This window comes from Amycolatopsis sp. MJM2582, from assembly GCF_000754115.1.
Taxonomy (GTDB): Bacteria; Actinomycetota; Actinomycetes; order Mycobacteriales; family Pseudonocardiaceae; genus Amycolatopsis; species Amycolatopsis japonica.
Map to the genome: position 1 here is coordinate 215,613 of NZ_JPLW01000005.1, position 26,803 is coordinate 242,415.

Here is a 26,803-nt window from a genome sequence, read left to right on the forward strand (position 1 = left end):
CGTCCTGAACGGCCCTTTCATGACATCCGGGGGGCGGCTCAGGCGACGTTGAACAGCTCGTCGTACCGCGACGCCATCATGTGCGATCCCTTGATCTCCGACGTCGTCGCCGCGTCCAGGACGCCGACCTCCTCGGCGTAGGTCGCGCCCCCGGAAGGCCCGAGCGGCAACGAGATCATCGGCCCGCCCGGCGTGTGCGTGCGCAGCTCGCCGCCTTCGATCAGCGCCCGGATGTTGGCCACGACGACCTCCGCGTGGTCACCGGCCACCTTTGCCAGCTTCCCCTCCGGCAACGCCGTGATGTCGCCGAGCGCGAACACGCGCGGCTGCCCCGGCAGACGCAGTTCGGGCGTCACCTCGACCTGCCCGTTCGCCTGCCGCGCGGCGGCCAGTTCGCCGTCGAGGTACGCGGTGTGCGGAGCGCCGCCGTAGCACTGGAACCACAGGTCGGCGGTCACCTCGCCGCCGCCGGTGAGCCCCGAGGTGAACGTCTTGGCCTGCCCCGGCTCCGACACGGGGGCCTCGGTCAGTGAAGTGCCGAGCAGGAGTTCGACGCCCAGGTCGTCGAGCTGACGGCGGATCTCGGCGCGGAACTCGTCCGGGAAACCGGCCAGGATCTCCTTCGCCGGGTCGACGATCGTCACGGTCTTCTCCGGCCACACCGCCTTGATCTCGCCCGCCAGTTCGAGGCCCACCGGGCCCGCGCCGAGCAGCAGCACCTTCTCCGCTCCCGTGAGTTCCTCCCGGGTGGCGCGGATCTTCGCCTTCGCCGAAGCGCTGTCGTGGAAATCGATCTTCGCCGGGAACGGGTACGCCGAACCGGTCGCCAGCACGACGTAGTCCGGCGCGAGCCGCTCACCCGACGCGAGCGTGACGCCGCCCTGGTCCACGCTCACCGCGCGGTCACGCAGCACCCGTCCCCGTTCGAGAAGCCCGGAGTACGGGTAGAAGAGCCGATCCGTCCACTCGGGATCGACGAGTCCGCGCAACGCGGCGACGTGGTGGACGAAGTCCTCGCGCGGCTCGACGAGCACGACGTCGGCGAACGAGTCCAGCTCCTTGGCGACGGTCGTGCCGCCGTATCCCCCGCCGATGACGGCCACGGTCGTGGTCATGAGATCCCCTAGTTCGTAGTGCGTAATGTTGGTACTACGAACTACAGTAGTTCGTACTCCGAACGATCGTCAAGTAGACTCCGGTCATGACCACGGCCGAAGACCTCGGATTCGCGACCGCGCTGGTGCGGCTTTCGCATCTCGTGCAGCGGGCTTTCATCGACGTCGGCCGGTCGTACGACCTCACGCCACAGCAGGCGCAGCTGCTCTGCGTACTGGCACAGGGGGAGACGGGTGTCGGGATGACCGACCTCGGCAAGATGCTGAACCTCGAGAAGTCCAGCGTCACCGGCCTGGTCGACCGCGTGCAGCGGCGCGCGCTCGTCGAGCGGGTCGCGGATTCCTGTGACCGCCGCGCGCTGAAGATCACGCTGACCGAAGAAGGGCTCCGGCTCGCGAACGCCGCCCACGAAGGCGTCGTCGAGAAGCTGGAGGAGATGGCGGCAGGCCTTCCGGCCGAGCAGCGCGAGGCGATCGCCGCGGCCGCGTGGCGGATGGCGCCCGAAGACTGAGTCAGCGCCAGATCGCGGACGCGATCAGGAGCCCGATCGCCGCGGCGCCGATCCCGGCGGCCATCGTGACGCCGACGTACAGCGCTGCGCGTGCTCGCCGCTTTCCGGTGAACAGCAGCAGGGTTTCGTACCCGAACGTCGAGAACGTCGTGAGCCCGCCGCAGAAACCGACGGCCAGCAGCGCGCGGACCGCGTCCGGCTGTCCGCCGTGCAGGGCCCAGCCGGTCAGCACGCCGAGGATCGCCGAGCCGACGACGTTCACCGTGAGCGTGCCCCACGGGAACGCGGATTTCCGCCAGGCCTGGACGCGCCGGTCGGTCAGGAATCGCAGGATCGCGCCGAGGCCGCCGCCGAGCGCGACGAACAGAACGGTCATTTCCGCACCGCGCGGGTGATCTCGTGCCCGGCGTAGACGGCTACCAGTGCGGCGGCCACCGTGGCGAACGCGTACGCCAACCCGGTGAACGGACGCCCCGCCGTCACAAGATCGAGTGTGTCCGTCGCATAGGTCGAAAACGTGGTGTAGCCGCCCAGGATCCCGACCCCGAGGAACGGCCGTAGCAGTCTGTGCGGTTTCCCCGCCGCGGTCAGCAGCGCCATCAGCACACCGATCAGCAGACAGCCGGAAACGTTGGTGGCAAAGGTGGAAAGCGGGAACCGGCCGGGGGAGTGGGGGATCGCGACGGAGAGACCGTAGCGGGCGAGACTGCCCAGCGCGCCACCCGCTCCGATGGCCGCGAACGCGTCCCATCGCGGGCGGGGGACGGATGCCGGTTCAGCCACGGATGGCAGCTTAGAACCGCTGTCCGGGTGAACCGGCGCCACGGTGTCGAAGATCGCTCACAAGGCCGTTTTTCCCTGCTGGGCAGTGAATTTTCTCGAAACGTGTCGTAGGCTTGGCGGCGCTCCAGGCCGATTTTCGGTCCGTCCGCTCGTCCGAGAAAAAGGTGGCAGGATGGCACAGGAACAGTCAGGTACGCAGGCTCCCGACAGCGGTTTGCTGCTGGAGGTCGAGAAGATCCCGACCGCGGTCGACCGCGGGAAGGCCAACGGCGCGGCCGCCGACAACGACGGCAACGACGGCTGAGTGCCCGAAACGCCGACGCTGGCTGACCTCGTGGCTCCGCTCGGGGTCAGCCAGTTCTTCCAAGACGTCCAGGGCGAGACCTACCGCCGTTTCGAAGGCCGCGCGGGCCGGTTCGCCGACCTGCTGCCGTGGCCGGCGCTGAACGCGATCCTCCGGCAGCACCGCCTGGAGTTCCCGCGGTTGCGCCTCGCGCTCGATGGCACCCCGGTGCCCATGGAGAGCTACACCGATCTCGTCCCCACCCGCCGCAGTGGCACCGTCCCCCGCCTTCAGGCCGCTCCGTTCACGGAGCATCTCCGCGGCGGCGCGACGATGGTGCTCGACGCCATCCAGGAACTCAGCGACCCGATCGGCGATCTGGCCAGGAGTCTCGAACACGACCTCCGCGAGAGCGTCCAGGTCAACCTGTACGCGGGCTGGGGTGTGACCCACGGTTTCGACGTGCACTGGGACGACCACGACGCGTTCATCATCCAGGTCGCCGGCCGCAAACGCTGGCGGATGCACGGCCCGACCAGGCCCGCCCCGCTGCATCGTGACGTCGAGCAGCCCGAGCGGCCGGGGGAGCCGATCGACGACTTCGTCCTCGAAGACGGCGACGTCCTCTACGTCCCGCGCGGGCACTGGCACGACGTCACCGCCGTGGGGGAGATGTCGCTGCATCTCACGCTCGGCTTCAGCCCGGCGACAGGGATCGACCTCGTCTCCTGGCTCGCGGACAAGCTGCGGGCGAGCACCGCGTTCCGGCAGGACCTCCCGCGGTTCGGGACGGCCGAGGAGCGCGCGGCCCGCGCCGCGGCCCTGCGCGCGGAGCTGGAAGCCACGTTGACCACCGACGTCGTCGACAGGTTCCTCGCCGAACGCGACGCGGCGGCCCCGGCGCATCCGCGCGTCGGCCTGCCCTGGGCGGCGACCCCCGGCCTGCTGCCGGACGGCGACGAGACCGAGGTCCGGTTCCTCGTCCCGAGGGCGGTGCTCGAAGAAGGTGACGGCCGGGTGACCCTGCTCGCGGACGGGAAACGGTTCGTCTTCGCGGGCGCCGCGACCCCGCTGCTGAAGGCGCTGCTCGACGGCTCGCCGCAGGCGGTCAAGCGACTCGCCGAGCTGTCCGAACTCGATCGAGGGACGGTGCGGGCCTTCCTCGGTGAGCTCACCACGCAGGGACTGCTCTCGATCGGTTGAAAGTCACAAGAGGCGAGAAGTGTGGAGGGAGCCCGGACGGGGTAAGCTAAGGCATGCCTAAGGTGAGGTCCGGAGGGGTCAGCCGATGACCGCTCAGCTCTCGGACACGCAAGCGCCGCCCGCCGCGTTGCCGGGCTGCGCCACCGTCGCGCGCATGCTCGGGGCGAGCCCCGCCGGCACCGCGGCGGACATGCGGTGCTGGCTGCTCATCGAACAGCCGGGCCCGTGGCCTGCGGACGCGCTGGAAAACGTCCTCGACGAGGCCTTCCCCGCCGAGCGACGCGAGCTGCTCGAGAATTTGAGACGGTCGCACGGGCTCCGTCCGCTGCTCATCCGCCGTCCCGGCAAACACCAGCGCGACCCGGATCGCCCTCGCTCCGTGTACGTGGGCGGCGGCGAGCCGGGCAACCGCTGGCTGGAACGCCTCGAAATCCACGACCTGGGCGAACTGGCCACGCTGGACCTCGAAGCCGTCGCGGAAGGCGCCGGTGGGCTCGGTACCCGCGTGGACGGGCCGCTGTTCCTGGTCTGCACCCACGGCACCAAGGACATGTGCTGCGCGGTGCTCGGCCGGCCGCTGGCCTCGGCGCTCAACACCAACCATCCCGGCCGGTCCTGGGAGGTCAGCCACGTCGGCGGCGATCGCTGGGCGGGCAATCTGCTGGTGGTCCCCGACGGTTTCCTGCACGGCCAGCTGAACCCGGCCGAAGCGGGGCTGGTCGCCAAGGCCGCGTTGCGCGGCCAGGTCGAGCCGGAGCAGCTTCGCGGCCGGACGTCCGCCCGGACGGCGTGGGCGCAGTTCGCGGAGATCGCGCTCCGGCGGCGGCTGGACCTCCCTGGCCTGGACGACGTGCTCGCCGTCCAGGAGGAGCCGCTGCTCGAATCCGACGCGCGGGTCGTCACCGTGCGCGGCGGCGAGGACTTCTACTCGGTGACGGTGCGGCGGCGTTCGGCGGCGCCGCGCGGGGAGAGCCGGTGCGCGGGGCTGATCCAGCCCGCCGGGTACGTGGCGGACGAGATCACGAAGCTCTAGCTCGCGTTTAGTCCTCTGGATGCGGTCCTTGCACGCGCAACTACCGCATCCAGAGGACTAAATGCTGCGAAGATCACCCTCGTTCGAACATACGTTTGACACCTGTCTAGAACATGTGTTCGACTGGCCGGGTGCGATGGGATCGACAGCGGGCGGACGGCGGCGAGCCGGTACTGCCCGGATTGGACGGGCTGCTGCGTTCGGTGCGCACGCCCGAGTTCGACGGCGTCACCTTTCACGAGGTGCACGCCAAATCCGTGCTGAACAAGGTGCCCGAGGGCTCGGGTGTCCCGTTCGGATGGACGGTGAACCCGTACCGCGGTTGTTCTCACGCGTGTACGTACTGCCTCGAGGGCGGCACGCCGGTCCTGATGGCCGACGGCCGGACGAAGCCGCTCGCGGAACTGGCGCCCGGCGACGCGATCTACGGGACGCGCGGGCGGGGCGCGGGGCGCCGTCTGGTGCCGACGAAGGTCCTCGCGCACTGGTCGACGCTGAAACCGGCGTACCGCCTGTCCCTCGACGACGGAACGTCCATCGTGGCCAGTGGCGATCACCGGTTCCTGACCGGTCGCGGCTGGAAACACGTCACCGGCACCCGGTTCGGCGCGGCCCAGCGGCCGCATCTGGTCGGCGGCACCGAACTCGTCGGCGTCGGGCGGCTCGCGCGCACCCCGGACGACACCCTCGGCTACCGCGCCGGATACCTGTGCGGGATGTTGCGCTCCGGCGGGTTTTCCGCCGAGAAGGACGCCGCGGACCGCGCGCTTCGCTACCTGCCGGATTTCGGTGCGTCGGTCGGTTTCGTGCAGGTGCCGCCATCGCCGGATTCCCATTGGCTGCGCGGATTCCTGGCCGGGTTGTTCGATCTCGCCGGGAGCTACCGGCACGGCGCGTTGCGCGTCACCCATGACGAACAGGACATCGTCTCGACCTTCTGTTCCGCGCTGGGGAACTTCGGCTTCCGTTACGTCAGAAGCGAAAACGCCAGATTCCGTCCGCTGTGGACGGTGCAGATCCTCGGCGGGCCCTCGGAGGAGGTCCGGTTCTTCCATCTCGCCGACCCCGCCGTCGGCAGGAAACGATCGCTCGACGGCCTGCCGATCGGCCGGACGAGACGGAAGGTGACGTCCATCGAGCCGCTGGGCATCGAGCTGCCGTTGTTCGACATCACCACCGGCACCGGCGACTTCATCGCCGACGGCATGGTCACGCACAACTGTTTCGCCAGGAACACCCACACGTACCTCGACTTCGACGCCGGACGCGATTTCGACACGCAGGTGATCGTGAAGGTCAACGCGCCCGAGGTGCTGGCCGCGCAGCTGCGGCGGCCGAGCTGGACACGCGAGCACGTCGCGATGGGCACGAACACCGATCCCTACCAACGCGCCGAAGGCCGGTACAAGCTGATGCCGCGCATCATCACCGCGCTGGCCGATTCGGGAACGCCGCTGTCGATCCTGACCAAGGGGACCGTGCTGGCGAGGGATCTCCCGTTGCTGGAATCGGTGTCGAAGGACGTGCCCGCCGGGCTGGCGATCTCGCTCGCGCTGCTGGACGAGGAGCTCCAGCACCGTCTGGAGCCGGGAACGCCGAGCCCGCGGGCGAGGCTCGACCTGATCCGCAAGGCACGCGACGCCGGGCTGCCGTGTTCGGTGCTGGTCGCCCCCGTGCTCCCGTACCTGACCGACTCGGTGGCCGCGCTCGACGCCCTGTTCTCGCGGCTGGCCGAGGCGGGCGCCACCCGGGTCACCGTCCTTCCGTTGCATCTGCGGCCGGGCGCGCGGGAATGGTTCGCGCGCTGGCTCGGCCGGGAACATCCGGAGCTGGTGCCGAAATACCGCGAGCTGTACTCGCGCGGCGCGTATCTCCCGAAGTCCTATCGGGAGCGGCTCGGCGCCAGGGTCGGCCCGTTGTTGCGCCGCCACGGTTTCGGTTCCCGTGCGGACGACGGGGAACGGATGCAGGTGACGATGCCCGTGCAGCGTTCCGGGGAGGCGGTGGTACCGGCGGCGGAGCAACTGAAACTGCTGTAGGCGCACTTTCGCCTCGGGCGGCCGAAAGTCTTACCGCACAACGGGTTCGGCCGTTCGGCGCAGTGGCTTGGCGGAAAACCCTTTCGTGCCTAATCTCAAGGGGACGAAGGCGAGGAGGTGCCTGTTGACCACCCGTACGGATCGCACCGCCGCTGTCCGCATCGCCTGGGCCGCGACCAAGCTGACCAGAGCGGGCAGACACCCCATCGCCATCGGAAGACTCGCCGCCACCGTCGGCATGGACCCGGCCGAAGCCCACCGTTTGATGGACCTGATGGGCTTCGTCATCCGCGACGGGCTGGTCGTGATGGACCGAGGCTCGCGCCCTACCGGACGGGCGGGCTCCGACCGGTACCGGGTCGACCTGTTCCTCCTGGCCGTCGCCACCGGTGAACCCGTGCACGCGGACGCGGTCTGCCCGGCGACCGGGGCGCGTGTCCGTGTCCACTTCACCCGCGAGAGGGTCTTGAGCGTCGACCCGCCGCACGCCGTCGTCGCCGCGTCACGACTGTCCGGGATCGACCTCGCCCTCGGCCAGGACTACGTCGATGCGCTGGTCTGCACGGAGTTCTTCGCGTCGAAGGAGGCGGCCTCGGGCTGGCTGCTGGAGAACATCGACGGCCGGGTCCTGTCCGTGCCGGACTATCTGGCGCACACGCGGCGGATGGTCGCCGCGCTGGAGGCCTGGCCGACGATCTGAGAACACCTGGTCGCGAGGCATCACGGGCGATTCGTTAGCCTTTGACGTCGGCGCGGAAGTCGAACCGCAGCGCCGTCGAATCGCAGAATCGTGATGCCGAAGGAGAGCACCCGCAGTGCTTCGCACCCACAAAGCCGGCACCTTGCGTGCCGAGCACGCCGGTCAGACGGTCACCCTCACCGGATGGGTGGCCCGGCGGCGCGATCACGGCGGCGTCATCTTCATCGATCTGCGCGACGCCAGCGGCGTGAGCCAGGTCGTCTTCCGCGAGGGCGAGATGGCCGAGCGCGCCCACCAGCTGCGCTCCGAGTACTGCGTCCGCATCGTCGGCGAGGTCTCGAAGCGCCCGGAGGGCAACGCCAACGCCGAGATCCCCACCGGCGAGATCGAGGTGCTGGTCACCGAGCTCGAGGTGCTGTCCGAGGCCGCCGTGCTGCCGTTCCCGATCGACGACCGCGTCGACGTCGGCGAAGAGGTGCGCCTCAAGCACCGCTACCTCGACCTGCGCCGCAGCGGCCCCGCGGCCGCGATGCGCCTGCGCAGCGAGGTCAACCGCGCCGCCCGCGAGGTGCTGCACGCCCAGGAGTTCGTCGAGGTCGAGACCCCGACCATGACCCGCTCCACCCCCGAGGGCGCCCGCGACTTCGTCGTCCCGGCCCGCCTCAAGCCCGGCTCCTGGTACGCGCTCCCGCAGTCGCCGCAGCTGTTCAAGCAGCTGCTCATGGTCGGCGGCCTCGAGCGGTACTACCAGATCGCGCGCTGCTACCGGGACGAGGACTTCCGCGCCGACCGGCAGCCGGAGTTCACCCAGCTCGACATCGAGATGAGCTTCGTCGAGCAGGACGACGTCATCGCGCTCGGCGAGGACATCGTGACGGCGCTGTGGAAGCTGATCGGCGCCGAGATCCCGAAGCCCTTCCGCCGCATCACCTACGCCGAGGCGATGGAGAAGTACGGCTCGGACAAGCCGGACCTGCGCTTCGACCTCGAACTCACCGACATGACGGCGTTCTTCGCCGACACCCCGTTCCGCGTGTTCCAGGCGCCCTACGTCGGCGCCGTCGTGATGGCGGGCGGGGCCGACCAGCCGCGCCGGACCCTCGACGCCTGGCAGGACTTCGCCAAGCAGCGCGGCCACCGCGGGCTCGCCTACATCCTGGTCAACGAGGACGGCACGCTCGGCGGGCCGGTCGCGAAGAACCTGTCGGAGAAGGAGCGCGAGACGGTCGCCGAGGCCGTCGGCGCCAAGCCCGGCGACTGCGTCTTCTTCGCCGCCGGCAAGCCCGCCGACGCGCGTGCGCTGCTGGGCGCCACCCGGCTGGAGATCGGCAGCCGTCTCGGCCTGATCGACGAGAACGCCTGGTCGTTCGTCTGGGTCGTGGACTTCCCGATGTTCATCTCGGCCGAGGAGTCCGACGACGTCGCCGTCGGCGGCGGCAAGTGGAAGGCCCTGCACCACGCCTTCACCTCGCCGACCCCGGAGTGGATCGGCAAACTCGCCGACGACCCCGGCAACGCGCTGGCCTACGCCTACGACATCGTCTGCAACGGCAACGAGATCGGCGGCGGCTCGATCCGTATCCACCAGCAGGAGTTGCAGAAGCAGGTCTTCGAGCTGATGGGCCTGTCCGAGGAGGAGGCGCAGGAGAAGTTCGGCTTCCTGCTCGACGCCTTCGCCTTCGGCCCGCCGCCGCACGGCGGGATCGCGTTCGGCTGGGACCGGATCGTCATGCTGCTGGCCAAGGCCGAGTCGCTGCGTGACGTGATCGCGTTCCCGAAGACCGGTGGCGGGTTCGACCCGCTGACCGCCGCTCCCGCGCCGATCACCGCGGAGCAGCGCAAGGAGGCGGGCATCGACGCCAAGCCCGCGCCGCCCGTCAAGAACTGATGCTCCATCTCAGGGCCGTGTGCCCGCCGGGCCGGACCGACGAAGCGATCCGGATCCTGCGGGCGCACACCGGGACCGCGCACCTCGTCGTGCATCGCGGGGTGGCGGTCGCGCCCGAGGGCGACCTGATCGAAGCGGACATCGCCCGTGAAGCGGCCGACGAGATCATCGAGTCGCTGTGCGGGCTCGACCTCGACCACACCGGCGGTATCACGTTGGAAGCGCTGGACACCGCGGTGTCCGACGCCGCCGACAAGGCCGAGGAGGCCGCGCCGGGCGAAGGCGCCGACGCGGTGGTGTGGCAGGAACTCGTCGGCCGCTCCGGCGAGGAGTCCCGGCTCACCTGGACATTTCAGGCATTCCTGACCATAGCGTGCCTGCTGGCGTCGGTCGGCGTCGTCACGAACTCGGCCGTCACCATCGTCGGCGCCATGGTCGTGGGACCGGAATTCGGGCCGCTGGCGGCCATCGCCGTCGGGCTGGTGCTCCGGCGGGGAGATCTCGTGAAGCAGGGCGGTGTCGCGCTGCTCGGCGGTTTCCCGATCGCCATGGTGATCACCCTCGGCGTGGTGCTGGCCGGCAACGCCACCGGGGTGCTCGAGGTCAGCAAGCTCGCGGACAACCACGAGGTCGATTTCGTTTACCAGGTGGGAATCGCGTCGCTGATCGTCGCGCTCCTCGCCGGCGCCGCGGGCATGCTTTCCATGACGTCGGCCAAATCCGCCGCACTCGTGGGCGTCTTCATCTCGGTGACGACGGTGCCCGCCGCCGGTTACGCGGTGGTCGCGGCCGTTGCCGGTCAGTGGGAACGGTGCCTCTATTCGGCGGGCCAGCTGCTGGTCAATCTCATCGGAATCGTTGCAGCTGCGGCCATTGTGCTGACATTGCGCCGTCGTGGGCAACGATCGAGGGTGACGGAACGTCCGCTTTCACGCGGATGAGTCCTCGATCGCGCCAGTGCGCGTGGTTGCCCGGATCTCAGTGGTCATGGTTGCTCAGTCACGAGTAGGGTCGGTGGCAATGACAGTCGATACCTCCTCTGCCGACGATTCGACCGTCGGAGCTGGAGCCGAAACCCTCGCCGTGGCGGCCGCGGTCGCCGCCGGCGAGTCGGTCCTCACGCGCCGATTCGGCAGCGCGATCACCCTCGTCGCCCCCGAAGACCTCGCCGGCAGTGGCCCGGCCACGGTCGTGCGGGCGCGGGTGGCGTCGTCGCCGTTCGCGCTGCCGCGCACGCTGGTCATCAAGCACTACCCCGATCCACCCGAACCGGGACGGCCCGATCCGTTCGCGCAGGAGGCGGTCAGCTACCAGCTGTTCACCGCGCTCGCGCCGGAGGACCGGATGTGCCCGGAACTGCTGGCGCACGACGGCCGGGACCGGGTCCTGGTGATCGAAGACCTCGGCGGTGTCCCGACGTTGCACGACAAGCTCCACGCCCGTGACGCCCGCGGTGCCGAACGCGCCTTGCTGTCCTGGGCGCGGTCGCTGGGCAGGCTGCACGCGACCACCGCGAGCCGTGAGCCCGATTTCAACGCGCTGCTGCGCCGTCTGGGCGGCCCGGTCAAGAACGAGGACGCGCCGTTGCCCGCGGTCTGCGCGCAACTGCCGGGCCTGCTGGAGGAACTGCTCGACGTCGAGACGCCGGAGCCGGTGCAACAGCGGGTCATGGAGGTCGCCGAGCGGGCGGGCGCGCCGTCGTACCGCGCGTTCAGCCCCGTCGATCTCAGCCCGGACAACAACCTCGTGACCAGCGGCGGAGTGCGGTTCCTCGACTTCGAGCGCGGCCGGGTGCGCAGCACCCTGATGGACGTGGCGTACCTGCGGCTCCCGTTCGCGTCGAGCGCGGACGCGCTGGCCCTGCCGCCGGGTATGAGCGAGGCGATGATCGCGGCCTGGCGGTCCGAGGTCGTCTCGGTCTGGCCCGGACTCGCGGACGAGGACGCGCTGGCCGAGCATCTGATGGACGGTCAGCTGCTCCTGCTGTGGGTCCTCACCTGGGAGATCCTCCCGGAACTGGACCTGGACCGGCACGCGACGCCGATCAGCCGGGAGGCCGCGCTGGTCACCTGGTGGCGGGAGCTGGCCAAACACTCGCTGCGCGCGCGGCTGACGCATATCTCCGAGCACGCCACCAGGGTCGCCGCGGCCCTCGGCGCCCGGCTCGGGCCGCACGCCGATCTCGCGTTCTATCCCGCGTTCCGGTGACCGCCGCACGGACTTTTCGCTCGACCGTCCTCGCCGCGTTACCCAGGCATCACCACGGGTGAGTCTGCGTGGCCGATGGTGGCTACCGTGACCGTGATCAGTGTCGAAGTCACTCCGAGTCCCGAACCCCTTCTTCCTCCCGCACCGGCGGTCCCGCGGTCCGCTCGCAGACTGGTCGTGCTCGGCGATTCGACGGCCGTGGGCCTGGGCGACCCGCTGCCGGGCCGAGGTGGCTGGCGCGGGGTCGGCCCGCTCGTCGCCGACGCGCTCGGCGTCGAGCCGGACGGCTACCTGAACCCGTCGTTCACCGGGGCGCGCATGGGCTGCGTGCTGACCAAGCAGCTGCCGGAGGCCGTCGCGCATCGGCCGGACGTCGCGCTGGTGGTGGCGGGTATGAACGACACGCTGCGCCCCGATTTCAGCGCCGAGAAGATCGCCGCGGACCTCACCGAGGTGATCCGTTCGCTGGCCGCCGTCGGCACCGTCGTGGTCCCGGTGCGCTACCACGACCACGGGAAGGTGTTCCGGCTCCCGCAGTCGCTGCGGCGCGCGTTGAGCGAGCGGGTGGCCGAGCTGAACGCCGCCATCGACGGGGTCGTCGAACGCGAGGGCGTGCCGTGTCTGGATCTCGAACTGCTGCCCGGCGCCTACGACCTCACCGCGTGGAGCGTCGACCGGCTGCACCCGTCGGAACTCGGGCACCGGATGCTGGCGGCCGGGTTCACCGAACGGCTCGCCGAGGCCGGGTTCGCGGTGCCGCGGCCGGTGAGCCTGACCTGCTCGGGAGGCGTGGAGCCGAGTACCGCCGGGCACGTCGGCTGGCTGGTGCTCAAGGGCATCCCGTGGGTGTGGCGGCGGGGGCGTGAGTTCGTGCCGTACGCGGCCGTGATCATGTGGCAGGCGTTCCGGGAGCGGCTGCGCTGACCTGTGGCCGGAACCGTCGGTGGGTACGGCTACCGTCGACACCGTGGCACAGGACGAACTCTTCACCGTGAACCCCGACCTCGGTCCGCCGCCGGAGCCGGCCGAGCCGAGGGAGATCACCGTACCCGCGGGCTCGCCGCTGGCGGTGCGGATGCGGCCGCGGTCGCTCGACGAGGTCGTCGGCCAGCAGCACCTGTTGCGTGAGGGAGCGCCGCTGCGGCGGCTCGTCGAAGGCGCGGCCCCCGCTTCCGTGCTGCTCTACGGCCCGCCGGGCACCGGCAAGACCACGCTGGCGAACCTCGTCTCCGCGGCGACCGGCCGCCGGTTCGTGGCGATGTCGGCGCTGTCGGCCGGGGTGAAGGAGGTGCGCGGGGTCATCGAGGAAGCGCGCCGCCGCCGGAACTACAACGCCGAGAACACGGTGCTGTTCATCGACGAGGTCCACCGGTTCTCCAAGACCCAGCAGGACGCCCTGCTCGGCGCGGTGGAGGACCGGACGGTGCTGCTGGTGGCCGCCACCACGGAGAACCCGTCGTTCTCGGTGGTCTCGCCGCTGCTGTCGCGGTCGCTGGTGCTGCAGCTGCGACCGCTGACCGACGCCGACATCGTCGCGCTGATCGAGCGCGCGCTCGCCGACGAACGCGGTCTCGGCGGCGAACTCACCCTGACCGAGGACGCGCGGGACCATCTGGTGCGGCTGGCCTCCGGCGACGCGCGGCGCGCGCTCACCGCGCTGGAAGCGGCCGCCGACGCGGCGAGCGCGACCGAGGCCAAGACGATCGATCTCGCCATCGTCGAGTCCACAGTGGACAAGGCGGCGGTACGTTACGACCGCGATGGCGACCAGCATTACGACGTCATCAGCGCGTTCATCAAATCGATCCGAGGTTCGGACGTGGACGCCGCGCTGCACTACCTGGCGCGGATGATCGAGGCGGGGGAGGACCCGCGGTTCCTGGCCCGGCGCCTGGTCGTGCACGCGAGCGAGGACATCGGCATGGCGGACCCGACGGCACTGCAATCGGCCGTCGCGGCGGCGCACGCCGTGCAGTTCATCGGCATGCCGGAAGGCCGTCTCGCGCTGGCGCAGGCGACCGTGCACCTGGCGACGGCGCCGAAATCGAACGCCGTCATCACCGGCATCGACGCCGCGCTGAGCGACGTCCGGTCCGGGCGGATCGGGACGGTGCCGCCGCATCTGCGCGACGGGCATTACGCGGGCGCGGAGAAACTCGGCAACGCGAAGGGCTACCGGTATCCGCACAACGTGCCGGAAGGTGTTCTGGCGCAACAGTATCCGCCGGACGAGCTGGTGGGGCGGGACTACTACGAGCCGACGCAGCGCGGGGCGGAGCGGACGTTGCACGAGCGGGTGCCGAAGCTGCGGAGGACCATTCGGGGGGAGCGTTAGCCCGCGTTCGGCGAGGTTGTCAGCGGGGAGTGCCGTGGGCCAGGGTATGCGCTGGGAGCGGTGGTGATCGGTCCGGTGACGATGGGCTGTGTGGATTTTGGGGCGTTGGATGACCCGAAATCCACACAGTCGTGCGTGATCGGACCGGTCACGATGGTCGTCCGCTAGGGAGTGCTTCGATCGCGATGGACTGTGTGGGTTTTGGGACGTCAGATGTCCCGAAATCCACACGGTCATCGGCGTTGGGCATGCCGAGGGGCCCGTCGCCGGTGTGGCCGACGGGCTCTTCGGGGTTCAGACGTGGTGCAGGGTGTTGCGTCTGGGTTTTCGGAGTGGGTCTCGGTATTGGGGTGGGATGAACTCCGGTAACCCATCGGCCGCCATCCGTACGTCCCAGTCACCGTGGTGAATCAGCCGATGATGGAAGCCACACAGGAGGACTAGGTTCCGAAGGTCGGTGGGTCCGCCGTCTGCCCAGTGGTGAATGTGGTGGGCGTGGCAGTTCTTGGGTTTCCGGTGGCAGCCGGGGAAGGCACAGCCCCCGTCGCGAATGTTCAGCGCTCGGCGTTGGCCTGGGGTGACGAACCGTCTTAGGCGTCCCATATCCAGCGGCTCACCCGAGGCACCCATCACGACCGGCAGCATCAGGCAGTCGCAGGCGGCTAGCCGGGCTTCGCGGGCGGTCATGGTTCCGACGTAGTCGAGGCAGGCGGTGCCGAGGCCGGATTTGAGTTCCTCGAGTCCGACAGTCACGTGGACGAGGGTCCGGTAGCCGCTGGTTCCGGGCTGGTCGGGGCAGGCGACCGCCAAGTCGAGCAGGTCGGCCCAGGCGTCTCCCAGGCGTTCGCATTTCATCCGCAGATCCGCTTGGCCGAACTCGTCGACCGGCCGTGGCTGGGCGTGTGCTTCCAGGGCGGCGGCGGTGCGGGCCCCGGTCTCGTCGTCGAGGAGGCCGGTGAGTTTCCAGAAGCCGTCTTTCCGGCGTTCCAGGGTGATTTCGCGGCGTGGTTCTTTGGGTTCGGGGTCTTTGGGTTCGTTGCCGTCGGGGTTGAGCCAGCCCTGCAGTTTCGCTTCAGCGCCGGCGAGCTGGCGGGGCCCGGCATTCGGGGCAAGGTCAGCGAGGATCTTCTCCGCGCTCTCCCGATCCTCAGCAGACGTGTCGGAAGGGAGCCGTTTCAAGATCTCCAGGATCTGATCGATCCGCTCATCCCCGACCAACCCCTGAGCGGCGACCGCAGCGGTAGCGGGAGCGACCGGCGGAACCTCGGTCCCGTCCAAGGCGTGGGTGGGGTTCAACGCGATGGCCCGCTTCATCACCGCGCCCGCTTCGCCGCGCGACAGCCCCGCAATCTCCGCGAACCAGCTGGCCGTGCTGCCGTGCCCGTACAAGTCTTTGACGCCGCGATCCTCGATCTCCGCCAGAAACCGCGCCAGAGAAGCGGTCGCGATCCGGATCACCTGCAACGACTGCTGCACACCATGGGCAAGCTCCAGCTTGCCAGCGCGCCACAGCTCCTGCGGCAACTCGGGGAGGAAGGTCTCGGACACGACTCCATAATACCCGAAGAAATCGAACACGTGTTCGTAATTTTAAGCAACCAACGAAACTACGCGAACAACACTGAAGGGTGAAACAGCCGTCAACGCCGAATCACCCTGAGCGACTCGCATTTAGTCGACTAAGTGCGAAGAACCCGCCGCGGTTAGTCGACTAAATGCGGGGCAAAGGTAAAGCCCGCTTGAAAACCCCTTGATCCCACCCTGGGCAGCTGGACCACTCCCGTTGGTCTCGACGTCGCGAGCCGAACATGTCCGTCGGCGAGTATCCGCGCATGGAAATCCCCAGGGTCGGTGTTCCCGACGCGCTGGCCTCGCGTCTCACGATGGCCGAACAGCACGAATTCCTCAGCCGCCGCACGATTCTGAAGGGCGCCGTCCTCGCGGCCGGTCCGCTTCTCCTGCAGGGCACCGCGTACGCCGACGGCGACAAGGTCGTCCCGGCGGGGCGGCATCTCGCGTTCGGCCGGAATCCACGGACGTCGATGCGGGTCGCGTGGCAGGTGCCGGCGCCGGTGCGCAAGCCGTTCCTGCGTATCGCCGACGGGCACGGCGGCTGGAGTCACCGCATCCCGGCCGAGGTCCGCGCGCTGCATTCGGAGGTCGCCGGGGTCATCGCGCCGTACGACCAGTATTACCTCCACGCCGAGGCCGACCATCTCTGGCCCGGCCACACTTACCGGTACGCCGTCGGGCACGAGGGGTTCGACCCGGCTTCGGGGGACGGCGGGCCCGCGGCGATCTCGACGTTCACCACCGCGCCCGCGCGGGGGATTCCGGCGGGCAAGTTCACCTTCACCGCGTTCGGTGACCAAGGCGTCTCGACGACGGCGCTCGCGCAGGACGGTGCCGTCGCGCGTCAGAATCCGCGTTTCCACCTGCTGGCGGGCGACATCGCGTATGCCGACCCGAGCGGCGCGGGCAAACCGCCCGGGTCGAAGCCCGACGCGGACCACGATCTCTTCGACCCCAAGGTCTGGGACGCCTATTACCGCCAGATCGAGGGCGTCGCGGCCTCGGTGCCGTGGATGGTCACCACCGGCAACCACGACATGGAGGCCCTCTACTCGCCCGACGGCTACGGCGGCCAGATCAAACGCTGGGACTTCCCCGGCACCGGCCCGCACGACTGCCCCAGCGTCTACTCCTTCATCTACGGCAACGTCGGCGTGATCTCGCTCGACGCCAACGACGTCTCCTACGAGATCCCCGCGAACCTCGGCTATTCGCACGGCTCCCAGACGGCGTGGCTCAAGCGCCGCCTCCGCTACCTGCGGTCGCAGCCGGACGTCGACTTCATCGTGGTCTTCTTCCACCATTGCGCCTATTCGACGACCAATCAGCACGCGTCGGAGGGCGGCGTCCGCGAGCAGTGGGTCCCGTTGTTCGACGAGTACCGGGTCGACCTCGTGATCAACGGGCACAACCACATCTACGAACGCACCGACGCCCTGCGCGGCGGCAAGGTGACCAGCGAGGTCGAGATCGGCGACACCGTCGAGCCGGATCGCGACGGAACCGTGTACGCGACCTGTGGTGGCGGTGGGAAGAGTCTCTACAGCTTCCCGGTGCCCGACACGTTCGCGGGCGAGTTCCCGTCGTATCACTGGGTCAAGGGCGGTGAGAAGGTGACCGAAACCGTCTCGTGGTCCCGTGTGCGCTACACCGGGTACTCGTTCCTCGCGATCGACGTCGAGCCCGCCTGGCCCGGCCGCCGGACGACGCTGACGGTGCGGACCCTCCGCAACGACGGCGCCGAGATCGACCGGTTCACCTTGCGTCGCACCGCCGGTCTCCATCGGTCGCGGCACGCCGTTCTCGGCGCTGATCCGGGAGATGCATAACGTCCTATACGGTTCCGCATGGTGGGACTCGGTGCCATATCGTGGACCGGAGACATACAGTCCGGGACATGTCGCCGAGAACCCTCCTGCGGGCCGTCATGGCCGTTTCCGCCGTCACGCTCCTCGCCGCGTGCAACGCCTCGGCCAAGGACCCGGCCGCGCAGAACGCCGCCGGACCCGCGCTGGTCCTGATCACGCCGAGCCCGGTCGGCGTCAACGACTTCCTCAAGCTCGCCGTCCAGGGCATCGAGGACTCGGCCAAGAAGCACAACGGGACGCAGAAGGTCTACCAGAGCACCGATCCGGCCTCGATCCAGCAGAACCTCGCGGCCGCGGTGCGGGAGAAGCCCGCCGTGATCGTCGCCGTCGGCTTCAACTTCGCCGACGCGATCGCCGCCGAGGCCGAACGCAATCCCGGGCAGAAGTTCCTGTTCGTGGACTCCTGCACGACCAAGCCGTTCCCGAACGTGACCTGCGCGGTGTTCCGCGAGCACGAGGGCAGCTACCTCGCCGGCGCCGAAGCCGGGCTGCTGAGCAAGAGCGGCAAGGTCGGCGCGGTCGTCGTCCTCGACGCGCCCCAGTTCCGCCGGTATTCGATCCCGTTCGGGCAGGGCGCCGAAAAGGCGAAACCCGGCACCACGCTCGCCCCGCTGTTCATCGGCGGCGCGAACCCGTTCAACGACCCGGCCCGCGCGAAGGCGCTGGCCACCACGCTCGCCGGTCAGGGCGTCGACCACGTCATGGGCGCGGCCTCCGCGGCGGGCAACCTCGGCGTGTTCGAGGCGGCCAAACAGGGCGGTTTCTTCGCGTTCGGCGTCGACGCCAACCAGTGCCCGGCCAGCCCCGGTCAGGTCGTGGACAACGTCATCAAACGCACCAACGTCGTCATCGGTGACGGTGTCGACGCGATCCTCGGCGGCAAGACCGGCGAGACGAAGTCCTACGGTGTCAAGGAGAAGGGCATCTCCCTGACCGGGCTGGAACCCGACGCCGCGACCTCGCAGTGCGTCGTCGCGACCCACCCCGACGTGCTGGCCAAGGTCGGCGAACTGCGGGACCAGATCATCTCGGGCGCGATCGTCGTCGATGACCCCGCCAAATCCTGACGCCGTCTCACTCCGGGGGATCGTCAAGCGGTTCCCCGGAGTGCTCGCGAACGACCACGTGGACCTCGACGTCGGCAGAGGCGAAATCCACGCCCTGATGGGCGAGAACGGTGCGGGCAAGTCGACGCTCATGTCCGTGCTCTACGGGCTGCACCGGCCCGACGAGGGCACGATCTCCTTGCACGGCAAGGAAGTGTCCTTCGGTTCGCCCGCGCAGGCCATCGACGCCGGTGTCGGCATGGTGCAGCAGGGATTCGCGTTGTTCGGCGAACTCACCGTCACCGAGAACGTCGTGTTCGGCAGCGAACCGACCCGCCGGGGCCTGCTGGATCGCAAGGCGGCGACGGCCCGCGTCACCGAACTGATCGAACGGCACGAACTGCGGCTGCGGCCCGGTGACCGGGTCCGTGACCTGCCGGTCGGGCTTCGTCAGCGCGTCGAGATCCTCAAGCTGCTGTACCGCGACGCCGGTGTGCTGATCCTCGACGAACCGACCGCCGTGCTGACCCCGCCCGAGACCGAGCGGCTCTTCGGCGTGTTGCGCGCCCTCGCCGCCGAGGATCGCACGATCCTGCTGGTGTCGCACAAACTCCAGGAGGTCCTCGCCGTCAGCGACCATGTCACGGTGCTACGCGACGGCCGGGTCAGCGCCCGCGGGCGCACGGCGGATCAGACCGCCGCCGGGCTCGCCGCGGCGATGACCGGACGCGAGGTCGACCTCGATCGCGTCCACCCGGCCGGGACACCCGGTGAGACCGTCCTCGAAGCCCGTTCCCTGACCGTTCCCGGCGTGGAAGGAAAACCGTTGCTGGACAACGTGTCCCTGACCGTGCGTGCCGGGGAGATCGTCGGCGTCGCCGGGGTCGCGGGCAACGGGCAGGCCGAGCTCTCCGGCGCCATCACCGGTCTCTTGAAGACCGGCGGCTCCATCGTCCTCAATGGACAGGAGCTCGATGGACTGTCAGTACGTGCGCGAAGGGATGTCGGCCTCGCCCACGTCCCGGAAGACCGCGCCGAGGTCGGCTCGGCGCCCACGGCGGGGCTCCGGGAGAACCTGGCTGTCGGCTTCCACCGCAAACGACCGTTGGTGCGCAAGGGATTCCTGCGCCGCAAGGCGATCGACGACCACGCGTCGGCGATCATCGGGGACTACGACGTCCGCGCGTCCGGCCCTTCCGCCGCGATGGGCACCTTGTCCGGCGGAAACCAGCAGAAGGCGATCTTCGGCCGCGAACTCACCCACGATGCGCCGTTCCTGCTGGTCGAACAGCCCACGCGCGGCGTCGACGTCGGCGCGATCGAGAACATCCACGCGAGGCTCGTCGCCCATCGCGACGCCGGGCACGCCGTCCTGCTGATCTCCGCCGAGCTCAGCGAGATCCTCGCGTTGTCGGACCGGGTGCTGGTGCTGTTCGAAGGCCGGATCGTCGCGGAGTTCACCAAGGACGAGGCCGATCAGCACACGGTGGGGCTCGCGATGGCAGGAGGCGCCGGATGAGCCGCGTCCGTCTCATCGCCGTCCCGGTCGCAGCGGCGCTCGTCCTCGGCGCGATCCTGTTGCTCGCCACCGGAACCGACCCGCTGGCGGCCTATGGCGCGATCGTCTCCGGCGCGTTCGGCCCTGACGGCGTAGGCGACACCCTCGCCTACGCCGTCCCCGTCGCGGGGATGGCCACGGCGCTCGCGATCCCGCTGCGCGCGGGCATGGTGAACCTCGGCGGGGAGGGCCAGCTGGTGCTCGGCGCGATCAGCGCGCTCGCCGTCGGCCTGTACGTACCCGGACCCGGACCGGTGAAGGTGATCCTCGCGCTGCTCGCGGGAGTGATCGCCGGAGCCGCGTACGCCGCGCTGGCCGCGGTCTGCGAGAACCGGCTCGGTGTCCCGTTGCTGATCAGCACGCTGCTGCTGAGCTATCCGGCGATGTCGCTCGCCGGGTACCTGGTGCGGTTCCCGTTGAAGGACGCCGGTTCCAGCCTGCCGCAGAGCCCGCAGCTGACCGAAGGCGCGCGGCTGCCCGAAATCGACGGCGTGACGACCGGGATCTTCCTGGTGGTGGCGGTGATCGCGGTCTACGCGGTGATCGACGCCCGCACTCCCGCCGGTTTCGAGACCAAGGTGACCGGCTGGGCACCTCGGTTCGCCGCCTACGCCGGGATCGACCGGCCGAAACTCACGCTGCGGCTGCTGGCCGCTTCGGGAGGGACGGCGGGATTGGTCGGCGCGATCGCCGTCCTCGGCTTCCCGTACCGGTTCATCGACGGCGCGCTGATCACACCGCAGTACACCTGGATCGGTCTGCTCGCGGCGCTGCTCGCCGGGGCCAGCCCACTCGGGACGCTGCTCGCGGCGGTCTTCTTCGCGGCGCTGACCAGCGGCGGGTTCGCGATGGAACGCGCCACCCAGGTCCCGCGCGAACTCACCGCGGTCCTGCAGGCGGTGCTGATCATCTTCCTGGCGGCGACGTCGGGCGTCTTCAAGCGGAAGGCGAAGCGCGCATGATCGACGCGAGCCTGTTCTCGTCCGCGCTCACCGCGTTGACGCCGATCCTGTTCGCCGCGCTCGCGGGCGCGTTGTGCCAGCGGGCCGGGGTCTTCAACATCTCCCTCGAAGGCTCGCTGCTGGTCGGCTGCTTCGGCGCGGTCGCGGGCAGCTGGTACACCGGCAGCGCGTGGATCGGCGTCGTCGTGGCGGTGCTCGCGGCGACGGCGTATTCGCTGATCCTCGCGATCGGCTCGATCACCTTCGACGGCGATCCGATCGTGCTGGGTGTCGCGAGCAACCTGTTGGCGGTCGGCCTGACGAGCTTCCTGATCCGCACCGTCTTCGGCACCGAAGGCTCCTTCAGCGACCCATCGCTGCGAGGGCTGGGCCAGTTCGGCCCGATTCCGGGACAGTCGCTGCTGGTCTACCTGTCCTGGCTGGCCGTGCCCGCACTCGCGGTGCTGCTCTACCGGCATCCGTGGGGGTTGCGGCTGCGCGGGGTCGGGGAGCGTCCGGAGGCCGCGTCCAGCCTCGGTGTCAACGTGACCAAATACCGCTACGGGGTGATCCTCGCCGGAGGAGCGCTATGTGGTCTGGGCGGCGCGCAACTGGCGCTGGGTTCGGTGACGCTCTTCGCCGAGAACATGACCGCCGGCCGCGGCTGGATCGCCGTCGTGGCGGTGATGCTGGGCCGCGCGCATCCGCTCGGCGTGCTGCTCGCGGCGCTGTTGTTCGGCCTGGCCGAGGCGTTCGGCTTCCGGCTCCAGGGCATCGGGTTGCCGCAGCAGGCCACCGACGCCGCCCCGTATGTCGTCACGCTCGTGGCGTTGTTCCTGTCCAACCTGAAACGCAAGAAGGGACAGCCCGCGTGAGCGACGTCCTGCCCATCACCAAGATCCCCCGGTACGGCCTGCCGCCACGCGCGCTGGTGGTCGGCGATCCCGACCGCGCGACCGCGGTGGCCGGGTCGTTGACGGACGCCGTCCTCGTCGGGCAGAACCGCGAGTACCGCAGCTACACCGGCACCTGGAAGGGCGTTCCGGTCGTCGTGTCGTCGCACGGCGTCGGCGGGCCCGGCGCGTTGTGCCAGTTCGGCGAGCTCGCCGAAGCGGGCGTCCGCACGTTCCTGCGGCTCGGCACCGCCGGTTCGCTGGCCGACGGCATCACCGACGGCGACCTCGTCATCGCCGAGGCGGCGGTCCGCGACGACGGCGTCACCCAGCAGCTCATCCATCCGGAGTACCCGGCGTTCGCCACCCCGGAGCTCGTCGTGGCGCTGAGCCGCGTGGCACCCGAGGCGCACCGGGGCGTGGTGTGGACGCGGGCCGCGTTCAGCCCGCTGGTGCTCACCCTCCCGATGGCCGAATACCTGGCCGCGCGGGTGATCGCCATTGAGATGGAACTCTCCACGTTGCTGGTGTTCGCGGCATTGCGCGGCCTGCGGGCCGGTGGTGTGCTCGTGATCGACGGCGACGCGCGGCCCGACCACCCCGACCCGTCGGCCTACGACCCGCATCGCGACGTCGTGGCCGAGGGAGTGGCGAGGGCTACGCGCGTGGCGCTCGACGCGCTCATCGATGTGGAAGGGGCGGAATGACCGAAGTGTGGCGCAAGGCGGCTCACGAGCTGGCGAGCACGCTGGCGGCGGACGCTGCCGAGCGTGATCTGGCCGGACAGCTCCCCGTCCACGAGGTCGGTCTGCTGCGCGAGTCCGGGCTGCTGTCCTTGCTCGACACCGCCGGCTGGGCGGCCGCGAACGAGGCCACCCGGATCGTCTCCGCCGCGGACGCGTCGGTCGGCCATCTGCTCGGCTACCACTACCTGCAGCTGTGGCGCACCGGCCTGTTCGGGCCTCGTGCGGCGAGCGAGCCCGGCTGGTTCTGGGCGGGCGTGAGCAATCCGCTCGACGCCGCCCTGCTCCTGACCCCGGCCGACGGCGGGTTCACCGTCGAGGGCACCAAGACCTTCGCGACCGGCGCGGCCGTCGCCGACCGCCTCGTGGTCAGCGCGACCAGGACCGACAACGGCGAGAAGCTGACCTTCGTCGTCGACGCGAGGGCCGAAGGGATCACCTTCCCCGGTGACTGGGACAACATCGGCCAGCGGCTCACCGCGAGCGGTGCGGTGCGATTCGAAGCCGTCCGCGTCGCGCACGACGACGTGCTCGGTGCCCAGCCGGAGGACCAGTCCGATCCGAAGGTGCCCCGGATCTCCCTGGCGGCGATCGGGTTCCAGCTCATGCTGGCGCAGGTGTACGTCGGCCTCGCGTTCGGCGCGCTCGACGCGGCGGCCGTCTACACGCGGGAGAGCGCCCGGCCGTGGACACTGTCCGATGTGGACAAAGCGACGCAGGATCCGTACACGCTGGCGGGCTACGGCGAGCTGGTCGCGACGGCGCGAGCGGCCGGATTCGCCGTCGACGCGGCGGTTTCCGCGCTCGGCGATGCCGACGAACGCGGCTTCGACCTGACCCCGGCGGAGCGGGCCGAAGCGGCGATCGCCATCTCGTCGGCGAAGGTCGTGGCGAGCCGGGTGGCCGTCGAAACCACGAGCAAGGTCTTCGAGTTCACCGGCGCCCGGGCCACGGCGACGAAGTACGGCTTCGACCGCTTCTGGCGCAACGCCCGCACGCTGACCCTGCACGATCCCGTGACGTACAAGGCACGCGAGGTCGGCGACCACTTCCTCAACGGGATTCCGCCGTGCCTTTCGGGGTACAGCTGATGACGCTGCCGATCCTCGCCGACAGCGTCCGCCTCGACGACGAAGGCGTGCACATCCTCGACCGCCGGGTGTTCCCGTTCGAGCGGGAATGGGTGCTCTGCCGGACCTCGGAAGAGGTCGCGGTCGCCATCGAAGACATGGTCACGCAGTCGTCCGGGCCGTATTTCGCCGCGCTGGGCGCGATGGTGCTCGCCGCGCGCGAGGCGTCCGGGCTCCCGGACCCCCGGGCGTACCTGCGGCGGGCGGGGGAGCGGATCGTCGCTACCCGCAAGACCAACAATCATCTGCGCAAGGCCGTGGCCGCCGTACTGTCCGAAGTGGACAAAGCGACGGGTGACCTCGTCGAGGCCGCGACAGCCGGGGCGCGGGCGGGGGACGAGTTGTATCGGTCGCGCAGCCGCGCGCTCGGCGAACACGCCGCCGCGTTGGTGCCGGACGGGGCGACCGTGCTGACCCATTGCTGGGCGGACCTGTACCTCGTCGAATTCGTGCTCGCCGCGCGACGGCAGAGCAAGGAGTTCTCCTTCTTCTGCACGGAAACCCGGCCGTACCTGCAGGGCGCGCGGCTGACCGCCGAGACGCTCGCCGAGATGGGCGCCGACACCCGGCTGATCACCGACAGCATGGGTGCCGCGGTGCTGGCGTCGGGCGAAGTCGGCGCGCTGGTGACCGCGGCCGACCGCGTCACGATGGACGGTCACGTCGTCAACAAGATCGGCACCCTGGGGCTCGCGGTGGCGGCGGAGGCGTTCGGCGTGCCGTTCCACGCGATGGTCCAAGCACCCGACCAGGCCGCGCCGACCGGCGCCGACGTGCCGATCGAATACCGCGACGGCGACGAGGTGCTGAGCGCGCTCGGCCACCGCGTCGCCGGTGAACGCGCCCGGGGGCACTATCCGGCTTTCGACGTGACACCACCACGTTTCGTGACCACGGTGGTGACCGACCGCGGGGCCTTCGAACCGGGACGGCTCCGCGAGTACTACGCAGAAGGGGAAGCGAACCAGTGACCGCAACGCTGACCGCCCGATGGGTGGTCCTCGACATCGAGGGCACGCTGACCGCCACCAGCTACGTGCACGTGACCCTCTACGACTACGCGCGGCCGCGGCTGGGCCCGTGGATCGACGAGCACCCGGAGGATCCGGAGGTCGTCGCCGCCGTCGCCGAGATCAAGGAACTCGGCGGGCTTCCGGCGGACGCGTCCACTGTGGACGTCGTGCGGGTGCTGCACGGCTGGATGGACGCGGATCGGAAGATCGCGCCGCTGAAGACGTTGCAGGGCCTCATCTGGCAGCGCGGGTACGCCGAGGGCGACCTCACGACGGAGTTCTTCGGCGACGTCGCCCCGGCCCTGCGGTCGTGGCACGAGTCCGGGCTGCGGCTCGCGGTGTTCTCGTCCGGTTCGGTCGCGGGGCAGATCGCGTCGTTCTCGCGGACCACCGACGGCGACGTCACCGGCCTGTTCGAGCAGCATTTCGACACCGTGAACGCCGGGCCGAAACGCGAGGCGCCGTCGTACCGCGCGATCGCCGCCGCGCTGGAAGCGGAGCCGGGCGACATCGTGTTCTTCTCCGACGTCCCGGCCGAACTCGACGGGGCCGCCGCCGACGGCTGGCAGACCGTCGGGCTCGCCCGCGAGGGTGAACCGTTCGGTGACGCGGATTTCGGGACACACCGGACGATCCGGACGTTCGACGAGATCAAGGTCGTCCCTCGATGAGCGTCCTCGAACTGGCCGGACGCGCGCTCGCGGAGGAGTCCGCCCGGTTCGCCGGGCTGGGCTGGATGCGGGGCACGTCCGGCAACCTCTCGGTGGTGCTCGGCCGTGACCCGCTGCGGGTCGCGGTCACCGTCAGCGGCCGGGACAAAGGCGAGCTGACCAGCGACGACGTCGTGGTGGTCGGCGAGGACGGGCTGGCCGTCGCGGACCAGCCGCATCCGGACAAGGTGCCCTCGGCCGAGGCGGGACTGCACGCCCGGATCGCGGCGGTGTCGGGCGCCGGCGCGGTGATCCACGTGCACGCGCTCGCGCCGGTGGTGGCCGCCGAGCACTGGCCGGACGGCGTCGAACTGCGCGACCTGGAGATGCTCAAGGGTTTCGGCCGCGCCGCGCACGACGATCTGGTGACCATCCCGGTGATCGCCAACGGCCAGGACATGCGTGTCCTCGGGGACGCGTTCGAGGCCGGGTTCCGGGCGGACACGCCGGCGGTGATCGTCGCGCGGCACGGGATCTACGTCTGGGGTGATGACCTGCGCCACGCGCGTCATCGCCTGGAATGTTTGGAGTGGTTGCTCCGGTTCCGGGTAGAGACAAGACTCGTGGGAGAGGAAAGGGGAGTGCGATGACCCTGCTGACCGTATGGCCGGACGACCGGCCCGGCGAGATCGCGCTCAGGACCGAGGATCCGGCCGTGATCACCGGGGAACTGGGGCGGCTCGGCGTCCGGTTCGAACGGTGGGACCTCGTCGAGGACCTGCCGCGCGAAGTGACGCCCGAGCAGGTGCTGGCCGCCTACGAGGAGCCGATCGCCAAGGTCTCGGCGGCCGAGGGCTACACGTTCGTGGACGCCGTCCGCATGACCCCGTCCGACGAACCCGGCTGGGCGGCCACGGCCGCCGAAGCCCGGCAGAAGTTCCTCGCCGAACACACCCACGGCGACGACGAAGACCGCTTCTTCGCGCGGGGGTCCGGCGTGTTCTATCTGCACGTCGGGGGCAAGGTGTACGCGGTGCTGTGCGAGGCGGGGGATCTGCTGAGCGTGCCCGCGAACACCACGCACTGGTTCGACATGGGGACGCGGCCCGACTACGTGTCCATCCGGTTCTTCCACGACGACGGCGGGTGGGTCGGCGACTTCACGGGCGCGACGCTGGCGGGGGACTTCCCGGGGTTCGACGAGCTGACCGCCGGGCGTTACTGAGGATCTCGGGTGTCATGAAAGGGCCGTTCAGGACGTTTCCTGTCCTGAACGGCCCTTTCATGACA

26 protein-coding genes are annotated in these 26,803 nt (G+C 69.8%); 22 read left to right on the forward strand and 4 right to left on the reverse strand.

All coding sequences use genetic code 11. The features are described from left to right. Positions 1 to 38 precede the first annotated feature (38 nt). Positions 39 to 1,115, reverse strand: a complete 1,077-nt coding sequence (locus ED92_RS28860; protein WP_037343852.1) for an NAD(P)/FAD-dependent oxidoreductase — start codon at positions 1,113 to 1,115, stop codon at positions 39 to 41. A gap of 86 nt (positions 1,116 to 1,201) precedes the next feature. On the opposite strand from ED92_RS28860, the gene ED92_RS28865 reads away from it, so the two are divergent. Then, positions 1,202 to 1,627 carry a MarR family winged helix-turn-helix transcriptional regulator gene (locus ED92_RS28865; RefSeq protein ID WP_037343853.1) on the forward strand — a complete coding sequence of 142 codons (426 nt, stop codon included), beginning with the start codon at positions 1,202 to 1,204 and terminating at the stop codon, positions 1,625 to 1,627. A gap of 1 nt (position 1,628) precedes the next feature. Here ED92_RS28865 and crcB (ED92_RS28870) read toward each other — a convergent pair whose 3' ends face one another. Together crcB (ED92_RS28870) and crcB (ED92_RS28875) are read right to left on the reverse strand one after the other, a co-directional pair. Next, positions 1,629 to 2,003 carry a fluoride efflux transporter CrcB gene (crcB, locus tag ED92_RS28870; protein WP_037343854.1) on the reverse strand — a complete coding sequence of 125 codons (375 nt, stop codon included), beginning with the start codon at positions 2,001 to 2,003 and terminating at the stop codon, positions 1,629 to 1,631. Next, the gene (gene crcB / locus ED92_RS28875; protein ID WP_037343855.1) at positions 2,000 to 2,410 is read right to left on the reverse strand and encodes a fluoride efflux transporter CrcB; all 411 of its coding nucleotides are present in this window, start codon (positions 2,408 to 2,410) and stop codon (positions 2,000 to 2,002) included. Before crcB (ED92_RS28875) ends, crcB (ED92_RS28870) begins: the two co-directional genes overlap by 4 nt. A gap of 172 nt (positions 2,411 to 2,582) precedes the next feature. Between crcB (ED92_RS28875) and ED92_RS43685 the strand changes: the two genes are divergently transcribed. From ED92_RS43685 to ED92_RS28920, 10 genes are all read left to right on the forward strand, one after another. After that, the gene (locus tag ED92_RS43685; RefSeq protein ID WP_005157133.1) at positions 2,583 to 2,714 is read left to right on the forward strand and encodes a hypothetical protein; all 132 of its coding nucleotides are present in this window, start codon (positions 2,583 to 2,585) and stop codon (positions 2,712 to 2,714) included. Then, a complete protein-coding gene (locus ED92_RS28880) occupies positions 2,715 to 3,896 on the forward strand; it encodes a cupin domain-containing protein (protein WP_037343856.1) in 1,182 nt (393 codons plus the stop codon). 85 nt (positions 3,897 to 3,981) lie between these two features. Continuing rightward, positions 3,982 to 4,929, forward strand: coding sequence for a sucrase ferredoxin (locus ED92_RS28885; RefSeq protein ID WP_037343857.1), 948 nt, complete (start codon positions 3,982 to 3,984; stop codon positions 4,927 to 4,929). Positions 4,930 to 5,060: 131 nt separating this feature from the next. After that, positions 5,061 to 6,968 (forward strand): intein-containing Rv2578c family radical SAM protein, encoded by a 1,908-nt coding sequence (locus ED92_RS28890; protein WP_200882755.1) that lies wholly within the window; start codon positions 5,061 to 5,063, stop codon positions 6,966 to 6,968. 124 nt (positions 6,969 to 7,092) lie between these two features. Then, positions 7,093 to 7,668 carry an organomercurial lyase gene (gene merB, locus ED92_RS28895; protein WP_037343859.1) on the forward strand — a complete coding sequence of 192 codons (576 nt, stop codon included), beginning with the start codon at positions 7,093 to 7,095 and terminating at the stop codon, positions 7,666 to 7,668. 115 nt (positions 7,669 to 7,783) lie between these two features. Then, complete coding sequence (gene aspS, locus ED92_RS28900) at positions 7,784 to 9,556, forward strand: aspartate--tRNA ligase (RefSeq protein WP_037343862.1); 1,773 nt, start codon at positions 7,784 to 7,786, stop codon at positions 9,554 to 9,556. Then, positions 9,556 to 10,497 (forward strand): DUF389 domain-containing protein, encoded by a 942-nt coding sequence (locus ED92_RS28905; protein WP_037343863.1) that lies wholly within the window; start codon positions 9,556 to 9,558, stop codon positions 10,495 to 10,497. The genes aspS and ED92_RS28905 overlap by 1 nt, the downstream gene beginning before the upstream one ends. Positions 10,498 to 10,576: 79 nt before the next feature. Next, positions 10,577 to 11,764, forward strand: a complete 1,188-nt coding sequence (locus ED92_RS28910) for a phosphotransferase (protein WP_037343865.1) — start codon at positions 10,577 to 10,579, stop codon at positions 11,762 to 11,764. A gap of 75 nt (positions 11,765 to 11,839) precedes the next feature. Further along, positions 11,840 to 12,688 carry an SGNH/GDSL hydrolase family protein gene (locus ED92_RS28915; protein WP_037343867.1) on the forward strand — a complete coding sequence of 283 codons (849 nt, stop codon included), beginning with the start codon at positions 11,840 to 11,842 and terminating at the stop codon, positions 12,686 to 12,688. Positions 12,689 to 12,731: 43 nt separating this feature from the next. Further along, on the forward strand, positions 12,732 to 14,099 hold the full coding sequence (locus ED92_RS28920; protein ID WP_037344510.1) for a replication-associated recombination protein A: 1,368 nt from the start codon (positions 12,732 to 12,734) through the stop codon (positions 14,097 to 14,099). 294 nt (positions 14,100 to 14,393) lie between these two features. Here the strand turns inward: ED92_RS28920 and ED92_RS28925 are convergent, their stop codons facing one another. Next, complete coding sequence (locus tag ED92_RS28925; protein ID WP_037344513.1) at positions 14,394 to 15,647, reverse strand: HNH endonuclease signature motif containing protein; 1,254 nt, start codon at positions 15,645 to 15,647, stop codon at positions 14,394 to 14,396. Between the two features lie 284 nt (positions 15,648 to 15,931). Here ED92_RS28925 and ED92_RS28930 point away from each other — a divergent pair, with 284 nt between their 5' ends. From ED92_RS28930 to ED92_RS28980, 11 genes are all read left to right on the forward strand, one after another. Then, on the forward strand, positions 15,932 to 17,500 hold the full coding sequence (locus ED92_RS28930) for a metallophosphoesterase family protein (RefSeq protein WP_037344515.1): 1,569 nt from the start codon (positions 15,932 to 15,934) through the stop codon (positions 17,498 to 17,500). Positions 17,501 to 17,568: 68 nt separating this feature from the next. Next, positions 17,569 to 18,606, forward strand: a complete 1,038-nt coding sequence (locus tag ED92_RS28935) for a BMP family ABC transporter substrate-binding protein (protein WP_051972589.1) — start codon at positions 17,569 to 17,571, stop codon at positions 18,604 to 18,606. After that, complete coding sequence (locus ED92_RS28940; protein ID WP_235213381.1) at positions 18,587 to 20,104, forward strand: ABC transporter ATP-binding protein; 1,518 nt, start codon at positions 18,587 to 18,589, stop codon at positions 20,102 to 20,104. The genes ED92_RS28935 and ED92_RS28940 overlap by 20 nt, the downstream gene beginning before the upstream one ends. After that, positions 20,101 to 21,105 (forward strand): ABC transporter permease, encoded by a 1,005-nt coding sequence (locus ED92_RS28945; RefSeq protein ID WP_037343873.1) that lies wholly within the window; start codon positions 20,101 to 20,103, stop codon positions 21,103 to 21,105. Before ED92_RS28940 ends, ED92_RS28945 begins: the two co-directional genes overlap by 4 nt. Continuing rightward, complete coding sequence (locus tag ED92_RS28950; protein ID WP_037343875.1) at positions 21,102 to 21,959, forward strand: ABC transporter permease; 858 nt, start codon at positions 21,102 to 21,104, stop codon at positions 21,957 to 21,959. The genes ED92_RS28945 and ED92_RS28950 overlap by 4 nt, the downstream gene beginning before the upstream one ends. Further along, positions 21,956 to 22,684, forward strand: coding sequence for a nucleoside phosphorylase (locus ED92_RS28955; protein ID WP_037343877.1), 729 nt, complete (start codon positions 21,956 to 21,958; stop codon positions 22,682 to 22,684). The genes ED92_RS28950 and ED92_RS28955 overlap by 4 nt, the downstream gene beginning before the upstream one ends. Further along, on the forward strand, positions 22,681 to 23,811 hold the full coding sequence (locus tag ED92_RS28960) for an acyl-CoA dehydrogenase family protein (RefSeq protein ID WP_037343879.1): 1,131 nt from the start codon (positions 22,681 to 22,683) through the stop codon (positions 23,809 to 23,811). The genes ED92_RS28955 and ED92_RS28960 overlap by 4 nt, the downstream gene beginning before the upstream one ends. Beyond that, a complete protein-coding gene (locus ED92_RS28965; protein WP_037343880.1) occupies positions 23,811 to 24,821 on the forward strand; it encodes a methylthioribose-1-phosphate isomerase in 1,011 nt (336 codons plus the stop codon). The genes ED92_RS28960 and ED92_RS28965 overlap by 1 nt, the downstream gene beginning before the upstream one ends. Next, a complete protein-coding gene (gene mtnC / locus ED92_RS28970) occupies positions 24,818 to 25,534 on the forward strand; it encodes an acireductone synthase (RefSeq protein ID WP_037343882.1) in 717 nt (238 codons plus the stop codon). The genes ED92_RS28965 and mtnC overlap by 4 nt, the downstream gene beginning before the upstream one ends. Continuing rightward, positions 25,531 to 26,163, forward strand: coding sequence for a methylthioribulose 1-phosphate dehydratase (mtnB, locus tag ED92_RS28975; RefSeq protein ID WP_037343883.1), 633 nt, complete (start codon positions 25,531 to 25,533; stop codon positions 26,161 to 26,163). The genes mtnC and mtnB overlap by 4 nt, the downstream gene beginning before the upstream one ends. Beyond that, on the forward strand, positions 26,160 to 26,738 hold the full coding sequence (locus ED92_RS28980; protein WP_037343885.1) for an acireductone dioxygenase: 579 nt from the start codon (positions 26,160 to 26,162) through the stop codon (positions 26,736 to 26,738). Before mtnB ends, ED92_RS28980 begins: the two co-directional genes overlap by 4 nt. Positions 26,739 to 26,803 lie beyond the last annotated feature (65 nt).